General features: G+C 47.7%; 9 protein-coding genes and 2 pseudogenes. 4 read left to right on the forward strand and 7 right to left on the reverse strand.

Translation table 11 applies throughout. The features are described 5' to 3' along the window. Window positions 1-90: 90 nt before the first annotated feature. From H6F51_10785 to H6F51_10800, 4 genes and pseudogenes are all read right to left on the reverse strand, one after another. On the reverse strand, window positions 91-1,080 hold the full coding sequence (locus H6F51_10785) for a ParB N-terminal domain-containing protein (protein ID MBD1822972.1): 990 nt from the start codon (window positions 1,078-1,080) through the stop codon (window positions 91-93). Then, window positions 1,073-1,765 carry a ParA family protein gene (locus H6F51_10790; GenBank protein ID MBD1822973.1) on the reverse strand — a complete coding sequence of 231 codons (693 nt, stop codon included), beginning with the start codon at window positions 1,763-1,765 and terminating at the stop codon, window positions 1,073-1,075. Before H6F51_10790 ends, H6F51_10785 begins: the two co-directional genes overlap by 8 nt. 287 nt (window positions 1,766-2,052) lie before the next feature. Then, a pseudogene (locus H6F51_10795) lies at window positions 2,053-4,407 on the reverse strand (S9 family peptidase). A gap of 365 nt (window positions 4,408-4,772) precedes the next feature. After that, complete coding sequence (locus tag H6F51_10800) at window positions 4,773-5,738, reverse strand: tyrosine-type recombinase/integrase (protein MBD1822974.1); 966 nt, start codon at window positions 5,736-5,738, stop codon at window positions 4,773-4,775. A 154-nt stretch (window positions 5,739-5,892) separates the two neighbouring features. Between H6F51_10800 and H6F51_10805 the strand changes: the two genes are divergently transcribed. Then, window positions 5,893-6,591 carry a DUF4058 family protein gene (locus H6F51_10805; GenBank protein ID MBD1822975.1) on the forward strand — a complete coding sequence of 233 codons (699 nt, stop codon included), beginning with the start codon at window positions 5,893-5,895 and terminating at the stop codon, window positions 6,589-6,591. An 840-nt stretch (window positions 6,592-7,431) separates the two neighbouring features. Here H6F51_10805 and H6F51_10810 read toward each other — a convergent pair. Both H6F51_10810 and H6F51_10815 read right to left on the reverse strand, forming a co-directional pair. Next, window positions 7,432-8,025, reverse strand: coding sequence for a hypothetical protein (locus H6F51_10810; GenBank protein MBD1822976.1), 594 nt, complete (start codon window positions 8,023-8,025; stop codon window positions 7,432-7,434). A 402-nt stretch (window positions 8,026-8,427) separates the two neighbouring features. Continuing rightward, a complete protein-coding gene (locus tag H6F51_10815) occupies window positions 8,428-9,132 on the reverse strand; it encodes a hypothetical protein (GenBank protein MBD1822977.1) in 705 nt (234 codons plus the stop codon). 560 nt (window positions 9,133-9,692) lie between these two features. Here H6F51_10815 and H6F51_10820 point away from each other — a divergent pair. Further along, on the forward strand, window positions 9,693-10,439 hold the full coding sequence (locus H6F51_10820) for a helix-turn-helix transcriptional regulator (protein ID MBD1822978.1): 747 nt from the start codon (window positions 9,693-9,695) through the stop codon (window positions 10,437-10,439). On the opposite strand, the gene H6F51_10825 is transcribed toward H6F51_10820, so the two are convergent. Continuing rightward, complete coding sequence (locus H6F51_10825) at window positions 10,436-11,605, reverse strand: helix-turn-helix transcriptional regulator (protein MBD1822979.1); 1,170 nt, start codon at window positions 11,603-11,605, stop codon at window positions 10,436-10,438. The genes H6F51_10820 and H6F51_10825 overlap by 4 nt on opposite strands. A gap of 289 nt (window positions 11,606-11,894) precedes the next feature. Here H6F51_10825 and H6F51_10830 point away from each other — a divergent pair, with 289 nt between their 5' ends. Both H6F51_10830 and H6F51_10835 read left to right on the forward strand, forming a co-directional pair. Next, window positions 11,895-13,130, forward strand: coding sequence for a hypothetical protein (locus tag H6F51_10830; protein ID MBD1822980.1), 1,236 nt, complete (start codon window positions 11,895-11,897; stop codon window positions 13,128-13,130). 416 nt (window positions 13,131-13,546) lie between these two features. After that, window positions 13,547-20,179, forward strand: a pseudogene (locus H6F51_10835) (VCBS repeat-containing protein). The last annotated feature ends 545 nt before the right edge of the window (window positions 20,180-20,724 follow it).

Here is a 20,724-nt window from a genome sequence, read left to right on the forward strand (position 1 = left end):
TCAGTCAGGGACTTAGCTCCAGTAAACTTTGGGCTAATTGTAGCGCTCATCTCAAGACAGTAATTCCCCTATGATGCACATCAATTTCCACTAAGATTCCAGTAGTGACTCTAACTCCTTCAGCAGTCTTTCCGCTTTAGCGCGCGATCGTCCTGTTAACGCTGTTTTTGACAGACGCTGCAACACAGACTTGATGCGGCTCGAAAATTCTAATTCTTCTTGATCTGCTCGTTTTGGGTCATGCTGTTCTCGCCAATCTTTGACGGTTTCGGCGATTTGCTCACGCGACCACTCTCCCGCGATTGCTTGTTCGAGCAGCTTATCCCGCGTCTTTTCATCGGTGATACGGGAGAACAATCGTGCTTTTGAGCCTTCAATTTTTCCTTGTATAATCGCGGTTTGAATTGAAGGGGAAAGTTTTAATAAGGGCAAAAAATTCGCTCGGAATCCTTCGGGGCTATAGCGTCCTAAGCGCTCAAATTTGCGCTCTACGATCGACCAGTGCATCTCAAGCTGATCGAGTGGAATCGAGGCGAGAACGCTATCAGTTCGGGGAGGACGATGCGTTCCATCTGGTTGACGGTTACGAGAATTCCAGTTGAATAGGGCGATGATTTGTTCACGGGGAAGAGATAACTCAAGCTCTAGCGATCGCAGGATGCCATGAACTGTTTCTAAGTCATTGAAATCCCGTCGTTTCAAATTCTCTTCAAGTTCAAGATCCAGCGCTTCGCCTTCGTCTACCTCAAAAATTAAGGCATCTACCCATTCAATCTTGGCTTGCTGTGCCGCGAGATAACGAGTTCCTCCCGCAATCAGCTTGTAACGTCCCTGCTGAGTAGGACGTACCCAGAGGACTCCTCGAAAGCCAGATTTGCGAAATGTCCTGACAAAAGACTGAATCAGAATTTCATCGTGTGATTGACGAACGCGATCACTCACTTCGATGTCAGAAACCCGCAGTCGGACAACGGATTCACTGCGATTTGATTCAGATTTTGGAGCAGGCAGGTTGTCGAGGTCTGCTGTGGGCATCATTGAACCAATATTTTGCAGTGCTGCTGCAAGCCGATTAGCCATTCAGAATCTCCTCTAGCAATTGTTGAATATCTGTCCATGCTTTTTCTGCGGTTTTTCCTCGGAGCTGCCCGACGGATACGCCACGACCAAACGCTTCATCATAAATTGCGTAATCGCGAATCACTGATTCAAACACCGGAATGCCTTGCGCTCTCAGCCCCTTTTTAAAGCTAGAAAGCGTTTCCTCCCGATTGTTCGGATGCACTCGGTTTAATACCACACGATGCTTTTTACTGCCTACCGAATCTAAGAGTTTTACTGTAGATCCAGTCACGCGCAGTTCGTCTTGCTTGGTCGAACTGGGGATCAAGATTAAAGTTGACCGCTGCACAATCTCTTCGAGATCAATGGGCTCAGGTCTGGCTTTGGTATCAACGAAGAAGTGACGACAGTTGCCCGTTTGCCCAACGGATGCAGTTTCGCTCATGACTCGTAAGGGAACCGTTTCGCTATAAGCAATTGATCTTGCTCCAACGAGGGTACTCCGGTTTGGATCACCATCAATCAAGATAGTCTCGATACCTCGCTGTGCGAGAGCATACGACAGATTAACCGCGATTGTCGTTTTTCCAACACCGCCTTTTTGATTGAGGATCGATACCAAGAGTGGTGTGATTGTCGCTTGAGTAGCAGGTGAACTGGCTGAAGCTTTTGTTTTCTTCCGAGACGTGGTTGAGGCAGGCATAGGATTAGTTGGAAAACAGCAATGCTTAAATTCTGTTGAAGCGCGGTCTTTTTGCTCTTGCTGTCGAAGGTTTCTGGTTTACAGCAGAACAGTTACCGCTCAAGTCTTTCCAATAGATGATACTGGCAAAGCGCGAAATTCGATCCAGTCCTTTGCAAATTTTTCCGAACTTGTAAAGTGCGAATACCGGTATTCGCACTCGAGATTCTTGTCATTCAGTTCTTCGTGACGATTTCGGATTAGGTTTCTACACCTAATAAGTAAGTCAAAACAAGTTTCTTGTTCGCTCAATCTCGCGCTTTCAAATACAAATTACACCACCGCACCATCTCCCAAAGCGTATGTCCGATTCCTTCTTTTGATCGATATCCATGATCCTCAAACGGCAATTGCACCCACCGCACCGTTGCGCCTAGTCCCTTCAGTGCTTCAAATAGCCGCTCAGTTTGTATTGGATAAGTTCCGGGATTACTATCGTGCTCACCATGAATCAGGAGTAAAGGTACTTCAATTTGCGCGGCATAGGTAAAGGGAGCCATACGTTGATAAGTTTCAGTTGCCTCCCAAAAGTTGCGCTGCTCACCCTGAAAGCCAAAAGGTGTGAGTGTACGGTTATAAGCTCCACTACGGGCAATTCCCATTTTGAATAGCCGTGTATGAGCGAGTAAATTTGCGGTGGTAAACGCACCGTAAGAATGTCCCCCAATTCCGATGCAATCGCGGGTCGCCACTCCTCGACTGACGACATAGTCGATCGCCGCTTCTGCACCTGCAATTAACTGCTCGACATAAGTATCGTTCGGCTCAGCATTCCCTTCTCCGATAATCGGTAACTTCGGATCGTTTAGCACGGCGTATCCTTGCGTTAGCAGGAATAGCACCGATGCCCGACTTGGACAACTAAAATTGTTGTCTGAAGTGGTAATCTGCCCTGCGGTTTCCCGACTTTTGAATTCTGCGGGATACACCCAAAAGACGATCGGTAACGGTCCATCGCGCTGAAGATCATAGCCTGCGGGCAGATAGAGCTTGGCTGAAAGATCAACTCCGTCTGATCGCTGATACTGCACCAATTCTTTTTGAACGCCCGCGAACTGAGGAGCTGGATCAGGATAATCGGTTAACGCCGCAACCCGTCGATCGCGGTAGAGAAAATAATTCGGTGGCTCTGTTTTTGATTGCCGCCGCGTGATAAAGCTTTGAGCATCTGCATCTAACACCGCTAGAACACTTTCGAGATAAGGATCTTGACATTGCCAAAGTCGTTTGGTAGTTCCAGTTGAAAGCGTCATGCGATCGAGAAATGGATAAACACCTTGCGGTGAAGCACCTTGACCACTGAGATAGATGCTTTGATGATCTGGTGTAAACAGTAGGATCTGCCGATCAAATTTGCCGAGTGTCATCAACGGCAAGCCCTCATCCTGATATTTATCTTCAAAGCTACGATCGACGAGCAGCATTGGGGGTTGAGATTGATCCGGAGCAATTCGCCACAATCGAATGCGTCGAGAATCATACTCCTGCTCCCAAGCCAATGCCACATCTTCTCGACCCCATCGAATGCGGTGGTACCGATACTGCGATCGCCAAATCTCTCGCGGCGCTCCTGTGAACGGAGCTTCTAACGTCATCCAAGCATCACGATGAAAGACATCGCGTGTCGGATCTCCGCCGTCTAATGCTTTAAGCCAAAAGAGTGTTGCAGGACGATCGCTGCGCCAACTGATACCTCTAAGTCCGGGTCGAACCGCATCGAATTTGATCGATCGCTGATCATCTAAAGGCAAATCTGCCAGCTCTCGCAGTATCTTTCCGGCTGCATCGAAGATTTGAATCTTTTTTGGAAATCGTGTTGCTGGAACCTGGTAAGAAAACGGCTGATGCAGCGTCGTCAGGAGAATATATCGCCCATCTGGAGAAGGTCTTGCTTCATCAATTAAAACTCGGAGGAACCAGCAGTTCTCGTTCTCCGGTCAAGTGAACGCGCTCCAAGGCTGATGTGAGATAGTACTCAAACAACGCTTCATCATGAGCATTCGTGAGCAGATTGGTGTAAGTCCGGGCAGGTGTCTTTCGTCCTAAATTTTCTTCGATTCTGGGTGCAGTTGGAACGATTGAAGGCTGTGGCGGCTCCAGACGATCAGCCGGAACTACCTTGCACAAAAACGCTTCGTTCGATTGCCATCAATATGGCGTTCCATACGTTGCATTCAAAATTGGCTGTGTCACTTGCCAGGGTTTTCCAGTGGCGAGATCCATTGCCCAAAGTTCCAACCCATCCGATCGCTTCAGCGTGAAGGCAATCTTCTGTCCATCTGGCGACCAAGTGATGTAATTAATTCGAGCATCTTCTGGTAACTCTACCCCTTGCTGAATTCCCGTTGTCAGCGACTTGATCCACATTCTGCGGTAAGAACTTTGACGAGCTGGACTATACGTTTTTGAATCAATCCGAAATCCTACGATCGCAATTCCCAACTCAGCTAATTCGGAGATCGAACACAATTCTAGTTGCTCTAATTCCACTAGCCACTGTCGTGTCGGGGAGATTAGTACGATCGGATTTGGGGCGTAGCGAGAATCTGAGCAATAGGTTCGGGTGGCGTTTGCCAAGTGGAGAGGGCAGCAGAGATATTCATTCGGTGAGGAAGAAATTAAGTCGATCTTCTGATTAACGCACGAAGTAGCTTTGCTTAATTTTAGAGCGCCTGATGCTCAGGCTGGCTCAAAAGTTATCGATCATCTGCTGAAGCATCTGTAAAGAAATGGTTTGCACTTCAGTTGGCTCAGAGCGACACGCTCACGGCACATTCTCAGTGCATGAGGTTTGCGCTCTCATTCAAGGTCGAATTCACTCGCGAAGCAAAGGGATTATGAGAGGGATGAAAGCCTCGATCGTCGTTATTACTTGGAAAACTTTAAAGCGATCAGCGGTCTGAGAACAACTTGAAAAGATGCCTGATGTCAACTCCCAAACACAATCACACTTTATCTTTGCAGTTGGTCAGTTCTCAAACTTATAAAACTCGCTCTCTGCTGCTGCTTGTTCCGCTGCCTTGGTGTATCTACGGAAATTGATCGGATTCTTCTGGCGCATAATCGTCATGATGTGGTGCGGGTTCATGCCCATCAAGACGTGATTCGTCGCAAAGGTATGTCTTCCTTGGTGCGACGTGAAATTAATTCCTGTTCGTTCACGCAACTTGTCTACAAGGGTACGAATGCCGCCATACGTCAGCCGTGCTCCTGCATTTTGCGACGAATAGGAGACGAACATCGGACTGTCAGGACTCATCGCTTGTCCCTGCGCTTTGCACCATTCGAGATAGCGATCGATTACTTCTCTTGCTTCTCGATTGAGCGGAACAGTTCCTTTGCTGTCGGCTTTTGCTTTGCGAATTCGTAATCGTGTTCCGTCGTAGTCTTCCTGGTTGAGATTGCACACCTCGCTTGCTCGCAGTCCATGCAACAAGAGCAACAGAATTGCAAGATTGCGTTCTGGCAATGTGGTTTCTGAGAGGGCGGCTGCCAGAATTTCCTCAACTGCTTGATCCGGCAGACTTCTTGCTTCTGGCTCTGGCAGCTTGGGTAACTCGATTTCGAGCGTGGGGTCAAATTCAAGGTAGCGTGATCGTGTCATCCAACCAAAGAAGTTTTTCAGCGTGCCTAAGATTCGTCGCACACTTGCATCAGATAGCACTCGCTGACCGCTCTTCTCGCGCAGCAGATGCTCTTTGAACTGAGCCACTAGACGCGGACTGACCATCGCCCAGGGTGCGTTTGTCCAATCGGTGAAGGCTTTCAAATCCTGACGATAGGCTCGCTTGCTGTTGGGGGCGATCGACTTCGCCATCAAAAACTCCTCAATGCGAGATTCCCTTAAATCGGTTGCAGGCGGAGGAGCCTGTGTGGGTGCTTGAGCCAGCGCAGTACGAACAATCAAGATAGGATCAGGAACAGATTCTGGCATAGCGAATTGAGCTTTAGGGGCAATTTAGAGAGCGACCGCATTCAGATACTGAAAAAATAATAGTGGCTATCGGTCTGATTCGGCACTGTTCGGTAGAAGTCTGAAACGGTTCAATTGGGTTATCTTAGAAAGACGCTTTTCTCAACTCCAGCTAATGAGCTTGCTCGATCACTTTCGTCCTCCGCTCAGCACCAGACGGCACTGGCACAGCTTTCACAATGCCTGGTCTACCTACTTGGCTGAAGCCTTGAACGAAATGTTGCCAGAGGGCTATTTTGCGGAACCAAGCGCCCAGTTTGGCATCGAGATCGATGTCGCAACCTTCAGTGAAAAAATTCCAGTTCATTCGACTCGTCAGCCTGAAATCAGCCGATGGGTTCCTGAAGCACCTACCGCTACGTTACCGTTTCAACCCACCACTGATGTTGTGGAAGTGCAAGTATTTAGTATCGAAGCAGGACCCACTTTGGTCGGGGCAATTGAACTCGTCAGTCCTGCAAACAAAGACCGTCCTGCCGCACGCGATGCATTTATATCCAAATGCCAAACGTATTTGCAACAGGGAATTGGATTGATTGTGGTGGATGTCGTCACAACACTGAATGCCAACCTGCATAACGAATTGATGGAGCGATTGCGGCTAGAAGTTGAGCTGTTAGACACTGGTCTGTATACGATCGCCTATCGAGTGGCAGAAGCAGACAACACATTTCACCTGGAGTTCTGGCAAGAAACCCTGAGAATTGGCGCGGATCTACCGATTCTGCCGCTGTTTCTCAAAGGTGGATTATGTTTGCCGATCGATCTGGATCACACGTATCAAGCGACCTGCGATCGACAACGGATTGCATAAGGCTTTAAGCCTGACATTGGCACTGCCTGCTCATTGGTCAGCTGATGCTTTAAATTCCAATAATTGCTGCAACCCAGACAGGAAGCAAATTTTAGAGCGCTTACGCCTGATTAAGGCAAGTCAAAAAAGCGGCGCGAAATCCTTAAAGCCCTTGGTTCATCAGCCTTTTGCTGGTTTTACATCTCTTAGACCAAGTGAAATTCAGCGATCGTGTCACTGTAAGCATAACCTGAGCCATTTTGAAAGCATAACTTGAGCCAGCGTTCAACATCGAAACGATGATTTGAGTGAACCCCAACGTTAGAACTGGTGTATGACGAAAGTGTTCCAGAAGTGGCGCTCCAAGTCTAGCTGCTCTAGAGCAGTATTGTCACATTTAGATGTCACAATCACTGTATGAACGCCTTAGAGATACACATTAGCTTTCTCTGTCGTTTTCAGAATCCTCACCCTGAGCGGGTTTCAGAAGTTAAAGATTTTAGGACTGTTACGCTCAGAGAAGCCCTGATCTTTGCTATATTCGCATTTCATAGGATGATGTCGAAATAGATTGAGATCCAGATCTATTTCGTTGCCTACGGCTCACGCAAAGCGTGCCCGAACCCTATCATCCGCTTTGCTCAAATGCACCCAAATGTCTCGAGCATAAAATCACTGCCGCGTCGTTCTAGTCGGTAGCCACCGAATCGCAAGCCGAGCCACACTTCAATCCACGATGAATTAATCGACTGCTGAATCATTTGTAAAGAGACTGTCTCCACACCAGCCATCCTTACTTATCTAGGATTACCTTGACGCGAACTCGATCTGTATTGACGCAGCATGCCCTTCTGTGTCTCATCACTTTGGCCATTCGCAGGTACCACTATTTTTTCGTCCTGCTAGTAGATCTGAAGAGTCCTCAACGACTATAACTTGTCCAAATCCGCCATAAGTTTCCATCATCTCAGGGCTACTCACCCAACAGAGATGAGTATTATTAAGACGATATATCTCTGCCCGACTTGCAAGTCTGTAGAACCCATTCAGCCAACTGCATTCTCCCTGATACACACGCCCGCGCATAAATGCTCTATCCCGAACAACTTGAACTTGTCCAAATCCGCCAAACGTCTCCATTTGCGAGGGATTTTGAACATGACAAACTGTTTGAGGCTTGCGTGAAGGTTTGGGATTTGGCTCAATATCAATATCCCAGTAATGATCGTCTACAAGATAAACCTCTGGACGACCATCGACTCTGTAAAAGCGATAAGGTGATTCTGCTTGAGCAGGAGGTGTAAATAAAGGAGCTAACCCTAACATCAGCAGTGAACCACCCGCCAAAGGGAGGATGAGCCTCAAGGAACCTAAGCACGTATCCCTGAATTGAACCGGAAAACAATCTCCTAAAGAAATCACTGTACTTACCGAACCTGAAAGTTTGTCTTTCATCGTTTATCGTCTCCACTAACCTGCGTGAACTAATTTAGTCGGGATCAAGCTCTTACTTCTGAACCTAGTCTTGTCCAAGCCTAACAGTAGATTTTGCCAATTATTACTGATAACAACAGGCTTCAAGAGAGCGTGAGTTACCGTAAGCATCTAATTTCAAGCAGGTGATTGTATCCAAGACGGGCTGATATTGCCCGTATAAGGACATGCAGATCTTTCAGGAGTTCAACCTCCCCCAGCAGAGCTTGTAAGACTGATGCGAGAGACATTTCTTTTACACTCTCTGGCCTCCCCGGTCGTTGAACTCTACTGAAGCTTATTGCCGCTTTGTAACGTATCAGATGGCTCCGTCCTAAGCAGCACAGGTTGAACGCAATATTCCCCCTGTGGTTTTGTTAGACCTTATAGTTGTGATGTATCTCGAAGTTGTGCCTGATAAGTTTCACGCCAACGCACGATCTCGTTGTAAACATCCATGTGGTTCGCGCCTGAAGAAATTCTTTGAGCAATTTCGAGTAGGGGAGATGGATTGATAATGGCGCTAATGTCTTTATGTCTTGCCCAAGCTGCGGCATTCAATAAGGCTTCACGTGCATATCTGCGGGAGTTTGGATCGGGAATGGAAGATTGTCCTTCCGCGATCGCAAGATTCAAAGAAAAGTCAAACACTGCGCCGTAGCGTGGATAACGGTAAACACGAGAACGATAGTCTTGAGTGACTGAATTGACACGAGAATAGAAGCCACCAAAGTTTGAGTTGTATAGGCCGCCATGAGTTGGGGTGGTTTCGGAAATCAGCGCATCAAGACGAGAATCAGGGCCAACAGATAGACCCAAATTGGAGAGCCGCTGACTGTGTAACTTTGCTTCCGCAAGCCCTTGGTGAGCGTATTCAATAATTTTTCCATTCAAGGTTCGACCGGGGGGAGGAACGATCGAAGCTTGAAACAGGCTGACTCCTAAACGATTTGCTAACGAGAACGTAGTTTCAGCCTGAGCAAGTGCAAAGGCAACGTTCCCTGTAATGAACGGCAAAATACTACCAAGTACAAGGCTGCGAACAATGAGCGGCAAAATTGTTTTTCGGACACGAAGTGAGATAGACATAAAAACCTCTCAAAAGTAGCGTAATTCAACTGAGCAATGCTGCACTAAGTCATTAATTGCAAATTAAAATTGGAGCTACAATACGCCTTTTTCCGTATGCGATCGTGAAGAAATCGCAACATTGCTCGGATTGAAAGTTCTAGCGGTTGTAGATTTCTAGAAATAGCCCCCGACCAGAAGATGCCATGCTGACAAATGCAGACCTAAAAAGCATCCTTAATGTTCTACAGGCGCTAATGATTCCCTGTGATGTTGAGGCTTTTTCAACTTAGGTGATCAGCACACTACCGCAGCTTGTTCGATCAGAATTTACCTGCTGGGTTCCCACAAATTTCTCAAAACGTAAACTTCTCTGGGTGACCTCATCCGGCGATCCTGCTGCGGAAAGGATTCTTGAAGTTGGGAATCGTCATTTTGAAGAACATCCTTTTGGTTCGTACTATTTCCAAACGGGTGATGCTGGAGCACATACATTGTCAGATTTTCTGAATCAGAACCAACTTCAGCGTTTAGAGGGGTTGTATCAAAAGACTTTACGCCCTCTGGGGCTAGAAGACCAAATGGTGACTGTTCTACCCAATGCTTCAGGGAGCAGCCATGCGGCTTCGTTGAACCATCGGGAAGAGGATATTGTGATTGCACTCCACCGCTCAAAAAGAGATTTTACGGAGCGCGATCACTTAGTTCTCAACTTGATGCGTCCTCATTTGATTCAGGCTTACCGCAATGCTCGGGCACTTGCCCAGTCTCAGCAGGAACTAGCGCAGCTAAACCAAGTATTAGAACAGAGCGGGACCATTATTTTGACCAATGATTTACAAGTTGAGCGAATGACTCATAGAGCCTGGGAATTATTACGGCACTATTTCCAAGTTTCATCCTGCTCCACTCCTCATCTACCCGAAAATTTGTTGCGGTGGGTACAGCACCAACGATGTCAGCAAACTGAGTTAGATAAAATTCCTTCGCCCTGTTTGCCTCTGCGATTAGACCGAGCAGAAAAACGGCTCGTTGTGCGATTGATTCCTGATCCACTGAACGAGAGATACCTGCTACTGCTGCAAGAAGAACGGTTACAACCCTTTTCAGCAGGGTTACTAGAGCTTCTAGGCTTGACCAAACGCGAAGCCGAAGTCTTGTTTTGGGTTGCTAAAGACCAGAGCAATCGGGAAATTGCGCGATTGCTAGGATGTAGCGAAAAAACAGTTCAAAAGCATCTAGAGCATATCTATCAGAAGCTTGGTGTTCAAACTCGCGCGGGTGCGATTGTCGCTGCTCTAAGTCAACTGGGAATTCTCAATCACTAATGGAGTAAGCCAAGACGCTGCAAAGCTTGGAGGACTGCAGCCGTACGAGTTTGAACACCGAGCTTGGTATAAACATGCTCGATGTGTTTTTTCAGCGTTCCCGCCTGAATTCCTAAGAGCCTTGCAATCTCTGAGTTCTGCTTATCCTGAATCAGCCAATACAGCACTTCAGCTTCTCGCTGCGTGAGTCCTAGCGCCTCTAAGGATTGAGCGGAAAACGGTAGAAGCGCTTCTTCATCGACAGTTAATAAGTATGGTTCGTCAAGCAAAGCGCTTTTTGCTAATCCGTCAGGAGGTGTGATCGTCTGATCAACAAGCCGAACGATTAAACGACGATCGGACTGCTCAATGTACAACGGCAAGCAGGGCTGTAGTATGTCGCTGGTTGTAGCACGAAGCGCAATTTGATGTTTAATCCAGCGCTCTAAGGTATCTGATAGGCGACCCTTTTGATGCGATGAAGTTAGATCATACTGTTTGAGAAGCAACCAAGCTCGATCAGTCAGCCATCGAACTTGACCCCCTTCGTTTAACCCAATTAGTCCCAGCTGCTCGATCGTCTGCCTGAATGCTGTCAGCTCTTGCTGAGTTTGTGTGAGGGCAGTCGCATTTTGATATGCTTGGAGCAAGTGAGGATGCAGCAGATTGAGAACCGTTCGATCTCGCTCGGAAAAAGAGCGATCGCTGCGATGCAAGTTAAGTACAATCAATTTAGGTTGCTTCAGATGTCTTGGAATGGCTGTAATGTTAGGGACAGCTAGAGCGATCGCAAACTGATCTTCCATTCCCAAAGGCTGTAGAAACTGTTCGTACATTCCAGATAGCCGATGCAGTTCGCTTTCGCTTAAAAAATCCGAAATTTTGTAAGCTCCGCCGTCCTGGGTTTGCAGATAGTGTGTGACCAAAGGGTTTTCATGAAAGTGGCGCTGCGCGGTTGCTTCAATTTGCGAATGCCCCAATTGAAGACCGTTGTCAAAGGATGACGCTAGGGTTGAAACAGAACCAATGTGCAGGTTGACCTCAGCGTAAGCAGAAATTTCACTCGGAACAATTTCAGCTAAATGAAATAGCACCTGTTGGGGAAATTCCTCCAACTGACAGGGTGCTAGAAGTGACTGGCAAAACCTGAGCATCCCTCGGAGATCGCGCTGCGTTAAGTGGTGCATCTCTTTCTTCCATTCATTGCGCTTTCTAGATTTCTAAACTACAGCAGTCTTCTCAGTCTTCACGAGTTTTGTTGCCATTTCTTCATGATTCAATACGCCGATCTCCGTATTGAATCGACAACCATGATCGCGCATAACTGAAGTTACGGCAGTTGATTTCTCCCTGCAAGAATTGCATAAACGCAATCGCTCACTCCTACAAGTCATCAAGCCAACGATTTCACAGCGTTTTGCTATCGGCTCATCGCTGCGTTCGTCCTGGAAAGCCTAATCAATTGGAGAACTTGAAATGATGCGATGTCTACTCTTTCTTCTTTCGGTTCCGCTAGCAAGTGTTCTTGTCGCCACGGGATTTACGAACACTGCCCAAGCAAGCCCTTCTAAATCGTCTAATTCGCCTGTACAAGTAAGCCAGTGGCAACAGATTCCAGGTGGAGTGCAACAAATTCCAGGGGGTGTCAAGCTAGACCCCAACCGATTTAGTCTTGCAGCAGACTTAGTGCTAGAAAAGCTAGATGTTCAGGATTTAGGCGGCGATCGTTTTCAACTCACTGCAACACTCCGCAATGGGAGGACAACCGGAACCGGACAGACCTATCCGGGCGGCGGACGGTTGGTGATTGAGCGAACTAGCGGCAGTACTGTCTTAACAAGTCCCAATGATGCTTTTGTTGCCTTGCCCGGTGGAGCAACGACATTAGCATCACAACCCATTCCCGCGATCGAATATGGTCAAACGATTACTTTGACCGCAACGACTCAAGGGCGTGCCATTTTCTCTGCCAGCGCTGTTCCCGATGGCTACCGCCCGGATGTAGCAAATCCACCGCTGCCTGAGCAGAACCCGAACAATAATCGCAAAGAAGTAAACACTTTGATTGCTCGCAAGCATCCAATTTCCAGTAAAACTCTTAGCTTTCTCACCAGCAGTTTTCTCAGTAAAGTGCAAATTCGGCTTGATCGAGACAACTCCTATGTAAAAATCCCCGGATTGGGTGAACGGCGCTGGCAGCTTCCCGAAAAACAGCAATCTATTTCTATAGGCTTCTTGAAGCCTAAGGTAAGCTACTACGTGCATGACATTAATTCAGAGAATCTTGGGATGAGCATCGACCAAGGATCGCTTGTGCTATCTTTAGCGTTTGAAACGAATGGCGACGAGATTATTGTTACCGATCCGGTGCCGGATATTAATGCTGGCTCAATTACTGCTCAAATCAAACTCCCTTTGACTTATGATTCTAAGTTGCAGTATCTAAGCTATGGTACGCCCCAGATCAATGTCAACGTCGCAAATCTCTCGTTTAAGCGCTTTGGTTTTCTGCTCAATTCATTGCTGCCAGACGTTAACCAAAGTGCTAGTGAATCAGTTCAGCAATTGTTCAACGACCCTAAGCTAAAGCGGCAGTTGGAGTATCAAATCAATCGGCAACTCCGCGAAGCTTTTGTCAAGGGCGGTCGAATTGTGAATGTTTCGTTCAGTTCAGATGAAATTCTCTTAGAAGTCGAATCTAGTACAAAGTAACATTTCTAGGATAAGCCTGCGATCGCTGATCCTCAAAATTAAGAATGCTACAGATGTCTTTGCTTGTTAGGAGCAACCTGTTTTGATGCATCAAGTAGGGGATCTAGCCAGAATCTAGCCCTTGGGTTCTGAATCGCATTCTTTTGTTACAACTTCTTCACACCTCAGTACGGTAAACGACGTATTGCGGACTAATTCTCAATATGGCATCAAAGAGAAAGGTGATTCCTGGAACGTTAATGAATCATGAGGCAATGGAACTGTAGCGGAATTTCTACTCAAATGAGTCCGAAGAGTTTGCACGATTGCTAATTGATAGATTACCCGTCTGGGTACCTGCACTCCTATTAAACCGTATGAGATGATTCAAACGGTTGTTTAAAGACTGCCCTTATCTCCTTGCAGGAGCTTAGGTTATGCCAAGTAGCCCCCTTCGGAACGCGAATCAGCAAACTGATGAGCCAGACAAAAGTTATTTCTCTCCTCCACCGACAGTCTCGCTGCCCAAGGGAGGTGGAGCCATTAAAGGGATGGGTGAGAAGTTTGCTGCCAATCCGGTTACAGGGACAGGTTCGATGTCTGTACCGATCGCCACCAGTCCCGGTCGTTCTGGATTCGGTCCACAGCTGTCGCTTTCCTACGACTCCGGGGCGGGCAATGGAATTTTTGGGATGGGCTGGAGTCTCTCCCTACCATCCATTACGCGCAAAACCGATAAGGGGTTACCGCGCTACCAGGACAGTGAAGCGTCGGATGTCTTTATTCTTTCGGGTGCAGAAGATTTAGTGCCCGTGCTGAAGAAAGATGGCACGGTAGATGAAACGGTACGAGATGGGTATCAGATCCGTAAGTACCGTCCTCGCCTTGAAGGGTTGTTTGCCAGAATTGAACGCTGGACGAAGGTAGATTCGGGAGAAACTCACTGGCAGTCTATCTCAAAAGACAACATTACAACGCTGTATGGCAAGACGGACAAGAGCCGCATCGCTGATCCTGCTAATCCAACCCATGTTTTTAGCTGGTTGATTTGCGAGAGCTATGACGATAAAGGCAATGCCATTTTTTATCGGTACAAATCAGAAGACTCAGACAATTCAATTGGGATTAATATTTCCCAAGCTCATGAGCGCAATCGAACGCCAAGGAGTCGAGCCGCAAATCGCTACCTGAAGCGGATTCACTACGGCAATCTAACCCCTCAACAGCCCAATGAAGACCTCGATCAGCGACAAGATTGGCTGTTTGAGATGGTGTTTGACTATGGGGAACACGATCGCACCAATCCCATTCCTAAAGAACCCGATCAATGGAAGGTTGAAACGCTTCGTCATGATCCATTCTCTTCCTACCGATCAGGCTTTGAGGTGCGGACTTACCGACTCTGTCAGCGGGTGTTAATGTTTCATCATTTTCCAGATGAAGCAGGGGTAGGGTGGGATTGCTTAGTGAGATCGACTGACTTTACCTATTCCTATGAACAAAACCCAAGAGACGTTCGCAATCCCGCCTATTCATTCTTGAAATCGGTCACGCAAACAGGATACAAACGAGATTCATCTGGGGGATATGTTGTCAAATCCTTGCCTCCATTGGAGTTCACCTATAGCGAAGCTCAAATTGACGAAACGGTACGTGAAGTTGATCCTGTTAGTTTGGAGAATCTGCCGCAAGGATTGGATGGTGCTCGCTATCAGTGGATCGATCTCGATGGAGAAGGCTTATCGGGTATTTTGACTGAGCAGGGGAATGGATGGCTCTACAAGCGCAATCTCAGTCCCGTTAATACTGTTCAAATCAATGGCAAGGAACACATTGAAGCACAGTTTGCTCCGGTTGAACTTGTTGCCAGTAAGCCAGCTAGTGGTCTGGAAAATGGTGCTCAGTTTCTCGACTTGGCAGGGGATGGTCAACCTGATGTCGTAGTTCTACAGGGAACAGTCACAGGCTTCTATGAACGCACAAAGGATGAACGATGGGAGTCATTTATTCCCTTCAAGTCGCTACCCGTACTAGACTGGGATAATCCAAATTTGAAGTTTATTGATTTAGATGGTGACGGACATACAGACATTCTGATTACAGAAGACGATTGTTTTGTCTGGCATCCCTCGCTGGCAGAAGACGGGTTTGGAGTCGCAGAGCGATCGCCCCAGTCTTGGGATGAAGAGAAGGGGCCACGAGTCGTTTTTGCGGATGGCACCCAATCTATCTACCTGGCAGATATGTCAGGAGATGGGTTGACCGATATTGTGCGGATTCGGAATGGAGAGGTGTGTTACTGGGCAAATCTGGGGTACGGGCGGTTTGGTGCCAAGGTGACGATGGATAATGCCCCCTGGTTTGATGCACCCGATATTTTTAATCAACGTCGAATTTTGCTAGCAGATGTCGACGGGTCTGGAACAACAGACATTCTGTACTTAAGTGGAGACGGCGTACAGGTTCACTTCAATCAGTCGGGTAACAGTTGGTCTGCGAAACGAGTATTGAAGAGCTTTCCTGCGATCGACAATGCTGTTTCGGTCACAACTCTTGACTTATTAGGTAATGGAACTGCGTGCCTGGTATGGTCTTCGCCTTTGCCCGGTCATGCTCAGCGAGTGATGCGGTATATCGATTTGATGGGAGGGCAGAAGCCTCATCTATTGGTCAAGACCGTTAACAACATGGGTGCAGAAACAGTAGTGCAGTATGCGCCTTCCACTAAGTTTTACCTGCAAGATCGGTTAATGGGTAAACCCTGGATTACAAAACTGCCCTTTCCAGTGCATGTTGTGGAGCGAGTAGAGACGCGGGATTATATTTCTGGCAATCGGTTTGTGACTCGCTATGCTTACCACCACGGTTATTTCGATGGCGAAGAGCGGGAGTTCCGTGGCTTTGGCATGGTGGAGCAGTGGGACACTGAGGATTATGGAGTGTTCCAGCCAGAAGGCAGCGCGTTCGTGCTGGAGAAGCCTTTGCATGTTCCCCCCATACTGACGAAGACCTGGTTTCATACAGGAGCTTATCTGGATCGCGATCGCATCTCTAACTTCTTTGCTCAGCAGGAGTATTATCGAGAGCCACAGTATCAGGTTCCTATCGGAGCAACAGAGGAAAATAGGCAGCGGATTGAGGCGTTATTTCAAAGATCCTTGCTGCCAGACACTGTTCTGCCTGAAGCGTTGACCGTAGAGGAAGAAAGAGAAGCTTGTCGATCTCTCAAGGGTAGTGTCTTGCGGCAGGAGGTTTATGCCTTAGATAACTCTGAAAAAAGCAAGCATCCCTACAGCGTGACTGAAAGCAATTACGCAATTCGGTTACTACAGCCTAAACAAGATAAGCAACACGCTGTTTTCTTCACCCATCCCCTAGAAAGTATTGCGTACCACTACGAACGTAATCCTGATGATCCGCGTGTAGCACATCAGATGACGCTGAAAGTGGATGATTTTGGCAACGTGCTGAAGAGCGTAGCGATCGTCTATCCCCGCCGTAAACCCGCCTTTTCAGAGCAAGGCAAAACCCTGCTCACCTACACAGAAAATCGGGTAACGAATAAACCAGATCAAACAGATTGGTATCGAATTGGTGTTCCAATCGAGACGCGCACTTATGAAATCACGGGATTAGCAGTAACGGGTTTGCCTGTGTTTGCGCCTTTTCAATTGAACTTTATTCGCGAACAAATTCAGGCAGCGACAGAAATTCCCTACGAAGCCTCAGCCACGACGGGCATTCAGAAACGGGTGATTGAGCAGGTGCGATCGCGCTATCGTCCAAACAGTCAGGCAAATACCCTCGATCCAACTTGCCTACCTCTAGGTGAGGTTGAGTCGCTGGCATTGCCCTGTGAAAGCTTCAAGCTGGCGTTTACTCCCGGATTGCTAATCCAGGTGTATGGAAGCAAGATTGAGGCGGCTGACTTGCGATCGCTTCTAGCCTCACAGCAGCCCGATGGCGGTGGGTACGTGGAGCAGGATGACGGATGGTGGATTCGGTCTGGACGACAGGCATTTAATCCAGAAAAATTCTATGCGGTGACGCGGTTAAAAGACCCGTTTGGACAGGAGTTTCAGATGGAGTATGACCCGTATACTCTACTGATGCAGCGAACGGAAGATCCCTTGAAGAATGTTATTCAGATAGAGAATGATTACCGAGTGTTGCAACCGCGACAGTTAACCGACCCAAATGGCAATCGTGCTCAAGTCATTTTCGATGCGTTGGGCATGGTTGTGGGAACAGCCGTGATGGGAAAAGTCTTGGAGAAGAAAGGTGATAACCTAACAGGCTTTGTCGCGGACTTAGAGCAAGCGGCGATCTCCAATCACCTTAACAATCCGCTGACGAATCCCCACGACATTTTGGTAAACGCGTCAACTCGGTTGGTGTATGACCTGGAGCGATATCGTCGCACTCGACGGGTTTTACCGGATGGTTCAGAAACTGGGCAGCCGACGGTGGTCTATACGTTAGCACGAGAAACCCATGTAGCAGATCTAGCCATTGGGGAACAGACCAAAGTTCAGCACAGTTTTCTCTACTCCGATGGATTTGGGCGCGAGATTCAAACCAAAATTCAAGCAGAGCCGGGATTAGCCCCAAGGCGAGATGCGGATGGAGTGTTGAGGTGCAGCGAAAACCTGCAAGAGACTAACCCTCGATGGGTTGGCACCGGACGCACGATTTTTAATAACAAGGGCAAACCAGTTAAACAATACGAGCCGTTCTTCAGTCCAACTCACCTCTACGAGAATGAGAAAGATTTGGTTGAGTGTGGTGTCACACCGATCATTCACTACGATCCATTAGGAAGGGTCGTTCGCACTGATTTACCCAATGGCACGTTCTCGAAGGTCGAGTTTGATGCGTGGTATCAGGAAACCTGGGATGAGAATGATACGGTGCTGGAGAGCCAGTGGCATCGCGATCGCCAATCTCCTACGTTTGCAGGTACAGAACCGGAGAAAGTCGCAGAACGCCGTGCTGCAAAGCTTACTGAAACTCATGCAAAAACGCCGAGTATTGCTCATCTCGATACGTTAGGACGACCCTTTCTGACGATCGCCGATAACGGCACAGCGGGAAAATACCGAACTCATGTGACGCTGGATATTGAGGGGAATCAGCGACTCGTGACCGATGCTCGCAACAATCGAGTATTGGAGCAGAAGTTTGATCTGCTGGGGCATGTGGTTTACTCGCGCAGTATGGATGCGGGCGATCGCTGGATGCTCAATAATGTGGCGGGTAAGCCGATTCGGAGTTGGGATAGTCGAGGGTTTACTCGCAGGTCTACCTATGACCGACTACAGCGCCCATTAGCGCTGTTTGTTAAAGATGAGCGGGGTGAGAGGTTAGCAGAAGCAATCACGTACGGCGAATCTCAAGGAGATGCAAAAAACCATCGAGGCACGGTTTACCAAATGTTTGATGGGGCAGGAGTGGTAATCAATACTGAATATGACTTTAAGGGAAACTTACTCAGCAGTAAACGCGAATTACTGAAGGATTACAGAAATTCTGTGAACTGGTTAGAGAATCCTGCATGGGAGGAGGAATTTACCAGCCATACTCGATTTGATGCCTTGAATCGTCCTATATCTCTGACGGCTCCTGATAACAGCACTGTATATCCGATTTACAACGAAGCAAATTTATTGAATCAAGTGAGGATAAAACTGCGTGGAGCATCGGTAGAGACGCTGTTTATTAAGAATATTGATTACAACGAAAAGGGACAGCGGACTCTCATTGAATACAGCATTGATGATTCCACGAATCCTGCTAATAGCATCCAAACAACCTATCAATACGATCGCCAAACTTTCCGCCTTAAAGTCCTTAAGACAACGCGAAAAGCCGATAATAACCGACTGCAATACTTGAGCTACACCTATGATCCGGTGGGAAATATTACTGAAATTCGAGATGATGCTCAGCAAACGATTTTCTTTGGAGGTGAAGTAGTTTCTCCCAGCACCCAGTATGAGTACGATGCTCTGTACCGACTGATTCGCGCAGATGGACGAGAACACAGCGGACAAACGAGCAATAACCGCCCAGAGCATCGCCCAGAGTTAAAGCCCCACTATGACTTCAATGATGCTACTCGCATGAATCTGGCTCATCCTAATGACGGGCTGGCGATGCGGAATTACCACCAGGAATACCAGTACGATGCGGTGGGTAATATTCTGGCAATGATTCATCGGGCAAAGGATAACGACTGGACACGTCATTATGACTATGAAAAGACGAACAATCGCTTACGAGTCACAAGTTTGCCCGGTGATCCAGATGATCTCACGACAGTGCCATCTCGCTACACCTACGATGCCCACGGCAATATGGCAAAAATGCCCCATCTCAACAACATGACATGGGATTTCAAAGACCAACTGCAACAGGTTGATTTAGGGGGCGGTGGTAAGGCTTATTACATTTACGATGCCAGTGGTCAGCGAGTGCGGAAGGTGCATGAACACAATGGCTCAACTGTAGAGGAACGCATTTATTTAGGCGGCTTTGAGATTTACCGTAAGCGTAATAGCAGTGGCTCAAAGCTAGAGCGGGAAACGTTACACATTATGGATGACCAGCGACGCATTGCGCTGGTAGAGACGAAGACGTTTGAAGTCAAAGATGATGGTAGTGGTGGACGGATTGACTCCCCCAAACCTGTGATCCGCTATCAACTAGAGAACCATCTCGGCTCTGCCAGCTTGGAAGTCGATCAAGCTGGACAGGTGATTTCCTATGAAGAGTACTATCCCTACGGTAGCACGTCATATCAGGCAGGACGCAGTGTAGCAGAAGTGAGCTTGAAACGATATCGCTACACCGGAAAAGAGCGAGATGAGGAAACGGGGCTTTACTATCACGGAGCAAGATATTATGCGTCGTGGTTGGGGAGGTGGACAAGTGCTGATCCTGCTGGAATGGTTGATGGTTCAAATCTGTATCAGTATGCTCGCAGTAATCCAATTTCTTTTACTGATCCCAAAGGTACTGATTCTTACAACACTGTACAGAGAATGGAAAATGGATCGCTTTTAGTTGTAGTTACAGAGGATTCAGGGAAAAGCCACCTTGAGCTTTGGAAGCAAGTCAAGTGTAATGAAGACTTGCTTCTTAAACCTGACGCGTATGCGAGGGAGCGAATAGGAGATGGGGCTGTAGTGGGGATTTATCCCAATGGTCGTATTCAGACAGATGGTGAGCATAGACGGGAGCTAATGGTAGAAACCTTGCCGCTTATGACCTCCGGTGTGGCAGCAGCAGCATTACCTCTTCTCACGGATGACCCTGATAAAAAACTCGCACTCGCTCAAGCTGGGGCGAATGCAGGAAGTATTGCAGAAGGTGTTGCTGGATTTGGCAACCGGATAAAAGCACCTGATACAACAAAGTCAAGACCCAAAACAGTGGAAATTGCACCAGGAGGGAGCAAGCCCCCAGTACCAGGGGGAGGCAAAGGTAAACCACCAACACCAGTACCAGCAGGGGGAGGAGGCAAACCAGCAGCAGTAGGAGGATCAGGCAAGCTAGCACCAGCAGGGGGAGGAGGTGAACCACCAAAGGGGAAAGGCTCACCAGTACCCCCCTT

Source organism: Cyanobacteria bacterium FACHB-DQ100 (assembly GCA_014695195.1).
Lineage (GTDB): Bacteria > Cyanobacteriota > Cyanobacteriia > Leptolyngbyales > Leptolyngbyaceae > Leptolyngbya.